At 67.7% G+C, this 6,618-nt stretch carries 6 protein-coding genes; 1 reads left to right on the forward strand and 5 read right to left on the reverse strand.

Annotated features, from left to right (window positions below; all coding sequences use genetic code 11):
- Positions 1–43 precede the first annotated feature (43 nt).
- Positions 44–637 (forward strand): short chain dehydrogenase, encoded by a 594-nt coding sequence (locus AB6732_RS14350; protein ID WP_370960574.1) that lies wholly within the window; start codon positions 44–46, stop codon positions 635–637.
- On the opposite strand, the gene AB6732_RS14355 is transcribed toward AB6732_RS14350, so the two are convergent.
- From AB6732_RS14355 to AB6732_RS14375, 5 genes are all read right to left on the reverse strand, one after another.
- Positions 549–3,326 (reverse strand): PHP domain-containing protein, encoded by a 2,778-nt coding sequence (locus AB6732_RS14355; RefSeq protein ID WP_370960575.1) that lies wholly within the window; start codon positions 3,324–3,326, stop codon positions 549–551. The genes AB6732_RS14350 and AB6732_RS14355 overlap by 89 nt on opposite strands.
- A 23-nt stretch (positions 3,327–3,349) precedes the next feature.
- Entirely contained in the window at positions 3,350–3,727 is a 378-nt protein-coding gene (locus AB6732_RS14360) for a hypothetical protein (RefSeq protein ID WP_370960576.1), read from the reverse strand.
- 147 nt (positions 3,728–3,874) lie between these two features.
- Positions 3,875–4,672 carry an SDR family oxidoreductase gene (locus tag AB6732_RS14365; protein ID WP_370960577.1) on the reverse strand — a complete coding sequence of 266 codons (798 nt, stop codon included), beginning with the start codon at positions 4,670–4,672 and terminating at the stop codon, positions 3,875–3,877.
- 157 nt (positions 4,673–4,829) lie between these two features.
- Positions 4,830–5,255 carry an arsenate reductase ArsC gene (locus AB6732_RS14370; protein WP_370960578.1) on the reverse strand — a complete coding sequence of 142 codons (426 nt, stop codon included), beginning with the start codon at positions 5,253–5,255 and terminating at the stop codon, positions 4,830–4,832.
- A gap of 79 nt (positions 5,256–5,334) precedes the next feature.
- The gene (locus AB6732_RS14375; protein WP_370960579.1) at positions 5,335–6,087 is read right to left on the reverse strand and encodes an SOS response-associated peptidase; all 753 of its coding nucleotides are present in this window, start codon (positions 6,085–6,087) and stop codon (positions 5,335–5,337) included.
- Positions 6,088–6,618: the final 531 nt, after the last annotated feature.

The raw sequence follows: 6,618 nt of genomic DNA on the forward strand, positions 1-6,618 counted from the left end.
GCGTGGGAGCCGATGCGGCCCCCGACGGGAAGGGATGGATTGCATGAGGGTTCTGCTGGTGGGTGCCGGAGGGCACGTGGGGCGGGCTGCTCTGGAGGCGCTCCAGGGCCGGCACGAGGTGCTGCAGGCGTCCCGGCATGGCGACATCCCGGTGGATCTGCGGGACGAGTCGTCAATCCGGGCGATGTATGAGAAGGCCGGAACGGTCGATGCCGTGATCTGCTGCACGGGCTCGGTGCCGTTCAAGCCGCTGGGGGAGCTCTCGGCCGAAGACTTCCGGTCAGGCTTCGAGGACAAGGTGCTCGGCCAGGTCAATGTCGTCCGCCTGGGGACGGACCTGGTGGCCGACCGCGGTTCCTTCACCCTCACGAGTGGCGTTCTGGCCCGCGAGGCGATCCTCACGGGTGCTGCGGCGTCCCTTGCCAATGGCGCTCTGGAGTCGTTCGTCCTGGCGGCCGCCCCTGAACTGCCCCGTGGCCTGCGCATCAACGCGGTGAGCCCGAGCGTCTTGGAGGACGCTCCGGGGTACTTCGACTCCTTCCCCGGCTTCACCCGGATCCCGTCCGACGTACTGGGACAGGCGTATGTGAAGTCGGTGGAGGGGATTCAGACAGGCCAGGTGTACGCGCTCGGCTGAGTTGGGGAGCGTGGATGACGGCGGCCAGCCCGGCGGGCGCCCTGCTGGGGGTCTCCGAACCTGCCTCTGAGTCCGCTGCCTCTGGGTCCGCAGCGTCTGGGTCCGCACTCGCGTCGTCGTGGGGCTCAGCCTCCGCACCGCCCTCGACGGGAGATCCGGTGACGAGGCCTTCGTCGTCGTGGACCTCAAGCCGGTCCCCGAGCGGCAGCGCCAACTGACCGCGGACTCCGGCGCGGGAGGTGCCGACCGGGCGAGCGCCGAGTTCCTGCAGGTTCCGGACCATCGCCGCGCGCGCATCCTGGCCGTTCTGGCCGCCCTCGGAGCTGCACAGCGACTCGAGTGCTCCGGCTTCGGCGAGCTTCCTGACGGTCGCGCGGGAGAGGGCGGCCCGGGTGAACAGCTCTTCCACCGAGCGGTAGGGGCGTCCGGCCACCAGGCGTTTTCGCTCGGCGGTCGACACCCCGGACACGTCACGCAGCCCCGGGCGCAGTCCGCTGCCGCCGGATCGTCCGCCGGTTCCGGGGGCGACTCCGTCGGCCGTCGCCCGGTCAGCCTCCACCGCACACTCCTCGGAACTCTGGTTCACATCGAGCGGCAGCACAGGAATCCCCAGGCGCCTCGCTTCGGCTCGGAGCAGGTGACGCGGTGCTGACTCCGCTGGACAGTCCCAGCATGCGGCGATGAACGCCGCCGGGTGGCGGGATCTGAGCCAGGCCATGTGGTGAGCGGCCATCGCCTCCGCGGGATCGGTGAAAGCAGGCGTCTCCGACTCGGTCGCGGTGACCGGGGCGGTTGCCTCAGCCGGTTCCATGTCCAGCGCGGTGAGACCGGTTGAGGGCTCCTCGCTCTGAGGTTTTCGGAGCGGTGGTTCCTGGAGCCCCAGTTTCCGGAGGGTCCGGGCGATGACGGTCTGCGTCGCCGATTCCCGCAGAGTGACGCGAAGGGCTCCCCAGTGAACCAGGTCGTCGGGCGCGTACTGGCTGAGCGGCAGGCCCGAGCCGCCCGGCTGGGTCGGGACGCGGTGCAGAAGCGAAGCGTCTCCGAAGAGCAGCCCGGAGCTCTGCCGGGAGAGCCCGCCGGGAAGCGTGCCGGAGGGATCGGAAGTCCCGAGCAGCGGCTCCACCACCTCGTTGGGCAGCACAGGGGCATCGGGCAGTGCAGGTGCCTCAGGCAGCACGGCCGCCTCGGCCAGTACGGGGGTGTGGGGCAGCACGCGGGCCTCGAATGGCGCATCCGCAGCGGGCACTGAGCCCAGGAGGCACACCCGGCCCTTGCCGAATCGCCGCGCCAGGGCCCGGTGAACCTCACGCAGTCTGCCTGATTCGAGATCCAGCTCGATCCCGGGGAAAACCGGAAGCTGCTCCGTGCCGTCGGCCGCTGCGCTCGCGGCGAAGAAGCCGTCATACGCCGTTCCGTGGTTGAGCGGATTGACGGGCGTGATGCCCAGCAGATGGGCGGCAAGGCTCGCGTTCGCGACACCCCTGCCTTGTACGCGGATGCCGAGACCGCTGATCGTCTGAGTGACTTCAGCGGCGGCGAGCAGGAACGGTGCGGCGCCGCGGGATTCGACGACGGCGAGCTCGTGGGCCAGGCGTGCACGCAGCTCCGGCATGATCGCTTCCCTCCCGGCCTCCACGCTGCGTTCCAGGGCTTCCCGGCATCGATCGGCAAGCTCCGCGTCCGGGGATTGCGTGAGATCGAGGACCGCCGGTTCGGGCAGTGACCACGAGCCCCAGCCCAGATCACGGGCTGGATCCAGTCGGCAGCTCTCCGCCAGTTGCTCCGTGTCCTGGAGGAGACGGGTCAGGTCCTTCACTCGGAGGTCGGCCGCATGACCGATCTCTCGGGCGGTCTGCTCCATGCCACGGACATCCTTGAGGTACGCCTGGGCCCCTGCGGCCTGCGGATGATCCCGACGGGACGGTGAACGGGAGTCTCTGAGGGAATTCCCCGCGCTGAGGGAGCGAGGTCCCGCGACAGCGATGGCGGCGCGGGGTCCCTCCGCCGGGTAAGGGGGGTCTGTGAGGTGACGGACGGCGTTGCTCAGAATCGCCGGCACGTGGTGTTCCCGGGCCAGTTTGAGCATCCGTGCCGCATGCGCCGTGGTGAACGTGCGCCCCTGGGGCTCGTGGTGGCTGACGACTTCCGCGGCGAGGGTTCCGGTGGGCATGGCCGCGAGCCATTCCTTGAACAGCGTCCGGGGCCGCAGGTAGCGGGGCCCGTGCATGGCGAGGCCGACGTCCGACTCCGGCCCGACCAGGACCGTCAGCACCGGCGATCCAGTCACAGGGTCCACGGATCGAGCGGCCAGTTCCTGGCGCGTCACGCCCACCACGACGGTGCTTCCCGAGCGGCCTGCGGAGTGCGCGTGAGCGTCCGTGACCAGGCGGCAGAGGGCAACGTATCCAGAGCTTCCACCCCGTGCCAGGACCACCACCCGACCGGAGACTCGACCCCGGCCACCTTCCCCGTCCGGCTCGAGCACGGCGAGGTCCACGCCGAGAACGGGGTCCAGCCCTTGGGAGCGACAGGCGACGACGTGCTCGACGGCGCCGTACAGCCCGTCACGGTCGGTGCAGGCCAGGGCCGTCGCACCGTCCCGGGCCGCAGCCTCCGCCAGCTCGGCGGGGGTGGCTGTGCCGAGCCCGGGGGTGAAGGTCGTGGCGACGTGCAGATGGGTGAAGCTCATGGCTGGTGAGTTCTGCCTGCGACTCAGACCGTCTGGGTGAAGTCCGCGTAGAGGACGTTGCCGGATCGCTCCCCGAGATCCGCGGAGTCCGCGCGGTCCAGCAGCGGCGCATCGTGGACCTTGATCAGACGCCACTGGTCCGGCTCGGTGTAATGGGCGAGGTCCAGCGTCAACTCCTGGCCGTTCAGATCCCTCACCAGCTGGACCCGCCAGATCTCGTAATCCACCAGGTCCCCGCTGTGTCCGCAGCCTGCCCGGCTGTCCTCGGCCCACCGGGCCTTGCGGGTGTACCAGCGGCTGGGGATCTGGCATACCCGGTACTCCCGCCCGTCATAGGACACGAAGGCCGGAATGTTCCCCGTGGAGCAGATGACGTTCAGGCGCTGGGTGAAGGAGCCCATGGTGTACCTCCGTGGTGGACCGGGACGGACGATGCGCCCTGGCCCCAGAGGCGCACCTTCGAATGTATGTTCGAATAACGCCAGTCTACGTCAGCCCCACTGACATTAATTCCCCACCCCGGACGTCACCCGTCCGCGTCGGACGTGTCAGCCGATCTTGAAACCGCCGTCGCTGTGCAGCAGCTGTCCATTGATCCACGAGCCCGCGTCGGAGAACAGGAAACGCACCAGGTTCGCCGTGTCCTGGGCGGTCCCGAGCCGTCCCGCCGCGGTCTCCCTCAGACACCAGGCGCGCACCTCATCACTCATCCATCCGGTGTCCACGGGGCCGGGATTGATGACATTGGCCCGCACGCCGCGGTCCGCGAGCTCGGTGGCCGCCGCAATCACGATGCGGTCCAGGGCGCCCTTGCTGGCGCCGTAGGGGAGGTTGTAGGCCACGTGATCACTCGTCAGTGCGACGATCCGGGCCTCCGCCCGCCCGGGTTCGTCGAGCACCGGCAGCCGGTCGGCGAAGGCTTTGATGAGGAGCCAGCTGGCCCGTGCGTTGACGGCGAAGTGCCGGTCCCAGCTTTCCAGGCCGGTGTCCAGAAGAGCGCTGTCCACCGACTCGCAATGGGACATCACCAGTCCTGTCAGCGGTCCGAGCCGGTCGGCGGCATCCCCGATGAGGGCCGCCGGCACCTCCGGGTCGGCGAGGTCTCCGGGTAGCAGCTCGACCACGGCGCCCAGCGCACGGCACTCCTCGGCGACGGCGGCGGGGGCGTCGGCGTCCCGCTCCAGGCCGAGGCGCTCGTTGTAGGGGGTCCAGTAGTTGAGGGCCAGATCCCACCCTTCTTCGGCCAGGGCGAGGGCGAGGGTGGCCCCGATCGACCGACGCCGCCCGACACCGGTGATCAGTGCGATGGGCCGCTGTTCTCTGTTCATGCCCCGATCTCTGTTCATGCCCCGACTCTAGGGGGCGCCCCGTGCAGTGGCCACCCCTGGGGATCCGGCGAGCAGATGCGGCCTTTCTCTGCCGGGCCAGTCTTCACCGGGCCAGTCTTCGCGGTGCCATTTCGTCAAGGTGCCGCTGCTTCGCGGGGTCAGTTGCTTTACGGTGTCAGTCCGACGGCGCCGGCAGCGACGTGATCAGTTCCTCGACCCGGGCCCGGATCTCATCGCGGATCGGGCGGACGGCTTCCACCCCTTGTCCGGCCGGGTCGTCCAGCACCCAGTCCTCGTAGCGCTTGCCGGGGAAGTAGGGGCAGCTGTCGCCGCACCCCATGGTGATGACGACGTCGGAATCCCTGACCGCCTCGGTGGTGAGGACCTTCGGGATCTCCGCCGAGAGGTCGATCCCGACCTCCGACATGGCTTCGACAGCGGCGGGATTGACGGCGTCGGCCGGTTGAGAGCCCGCGGAGCGCACCTCGATGGCGCCCTGCGAGAGGTGAGTCAGGAAAGCAGCCGCCATCTGGGACCGCCCCGCGTTGTGGACGCAGACGAAGAGCACGGATGGACGGGCGGCGCTCGCAGGCAATGTCATGACGGGTTTCCTTGGTGTCGAGAATCGCAGATCGGGGTGGTCGGGGGAGTGGAGACGACGGCGGCACAGGCCTGGCAGGTCAGAACAGCGCCCCCGATTCCCTCAGCAGTGCGGGGGAGTTGTTGCGGACGTTCCCCACCGCGGGATCCGCGCGGTCCAGAATCCAACGCGAGGCCTGCTCGTGGCCTCGGGCCCGGACGGCCTCGAGCAATCCCGCGCCGTCCTGTTCCGCGGGGTTCAGCCATTGGGCCAGCGAATCCCGGCTCAGCGCGAGAGGCAGGCGATCATGCAGCCTGCCGAGTTCCGCCAGCACGGGGACCTCATGGTCGGGTGCGGGCGCGGCCATCGTCAGGATGGAGGTGGACAGCAGCCATGCGTCGGGAGCCCCATTCTCCTTACTCGTGTCCCGCCACCATTCATAGAGCCCGGCGAAGGCCAGCAGGCTTCCGTCCGCAGGGTGGACGTAGAAGGGCTGTTTCGCCGGCCCCGTTCCTTTGAGCCATTCGAAGTACCCTTCGGCGGGCACTGCACACCGACGGGCTTTGAGTGCCGAACGGAACGTCGGCTTCTCGGCGGCCGTCTCGCTTCGCGCATTGAAGGACCGGACGCCGACGGATTCATCCTTGGCCCAGCGCGGAACGAGACCCCAGTGAGCGATGTGCACCTGGCGTCGGAGTTCGCCGTCGACCAATCGCTCCAGAACGATGGGCACATCGCTGGTGGGTGGGATGTTCCATGACGGAGGAAGCGGCCGGTCCTCGGCGAAATGGTCGGCCTCGAACTCCGCGGCGAGGTCCTCCGCGCTTTGAGCCATGACATAGCGTCCGCACATAGGCCCAGCATAGGTCTGTACCCGGAGGAGCCGTACTGGTCGGCCCCTCTATGTGGACAGACTTCGCGCCGGCCGGCTCACAACCACCGCAGCGCCCTCGATTTGTGCTCGATCCCGTGGATGTGTAGAGTAGATCGGGTTGCCGGGCCGGTTGTGCTGGTTCTGGTGGCGGTCTTCGATTCTCATTCCTTTGATTTCATTCACCATTTTTGGGTGCTTTTTTGTGGTGCCTGGGGTGTTTGTTTTTGTGAATTCGAATTCTGGTCGGGTGTTTATCCGGCCGGGGAGCGGATTTGCGAAAGGGAAAGCGGATGGGTTAGGATTGAAGGGTTGCGGCGGGAAAGCCTGGAGGAATTGCTCCGGTGAGTATCGCAGAGCAGTCTGTTGTTTGAGAACTCAATAGTGTGTCATGTTTTTTTGATACCAATGTTTTTTTGGTAATCACTGATTCGCCGCCCCTGTGGTGGATTGGTGTTTGCTGGGTTTTGAATTTCTTTTTGGAGAGTTTGATCCTGGCTCAGGATGAACGCT

It is taken from the genome of Arthrobacter sp. RCC_34, from assembly GCF_041360795.1.
GTDB lineage: Bacteria > Actinomycetota > Actinomycetes > Actinomycetales > Micrococcaceae > Arthrobacter_E.

Excerpts from the sequence above, each read along its gene's own strand:
- AB6732_RS14370 (WP_370960578.1), bottom strand. The coding sequence starts at position 5,255 with ATGACATTGCCTGCGAGCGCCGCCCGTCCATCCGTGCTCTTCGTCTGC.
- AB6732_RS14360 (WP_370960576.1), bottom strand. The coding sequence starts at position 3,727 with ATGGGCTCCTTCACCCAGCGCCTGAACGTCATCTGCTCCACGGGGAAC.
- AB6732_RS14365 (WP_370960577.1), bottom strand. The coding sequence starts at position 4,672 with ATGAACAGAGATCGGGGCATGAACAGAGAACAGCGGCCCATCGCACTG.
- AB6732_RS14355 (WP_370960575.1), bottom strand. The coding sequence starts at position 3,326 with ATGAGCTTCACCCATCTGCACGTCGCCACGACCTTCACCCCCGGGCTC.
- AB6732_RS14375 (WP_370960579.1), bottom strand. The coding sequence starts at position 6,087 with ATGTGCGGACGCTATGTCATGGCTCAAAGCGCGGAGGACCTCGCCGCG.
- AB6732_RS14350 (WP_370960574.1), top strand. The coding sequence starts at position 44 with ATGAGGGTTCTGCTGGTGGGTGCCGGAGGGCACGTGGGGCGGGCTGCT.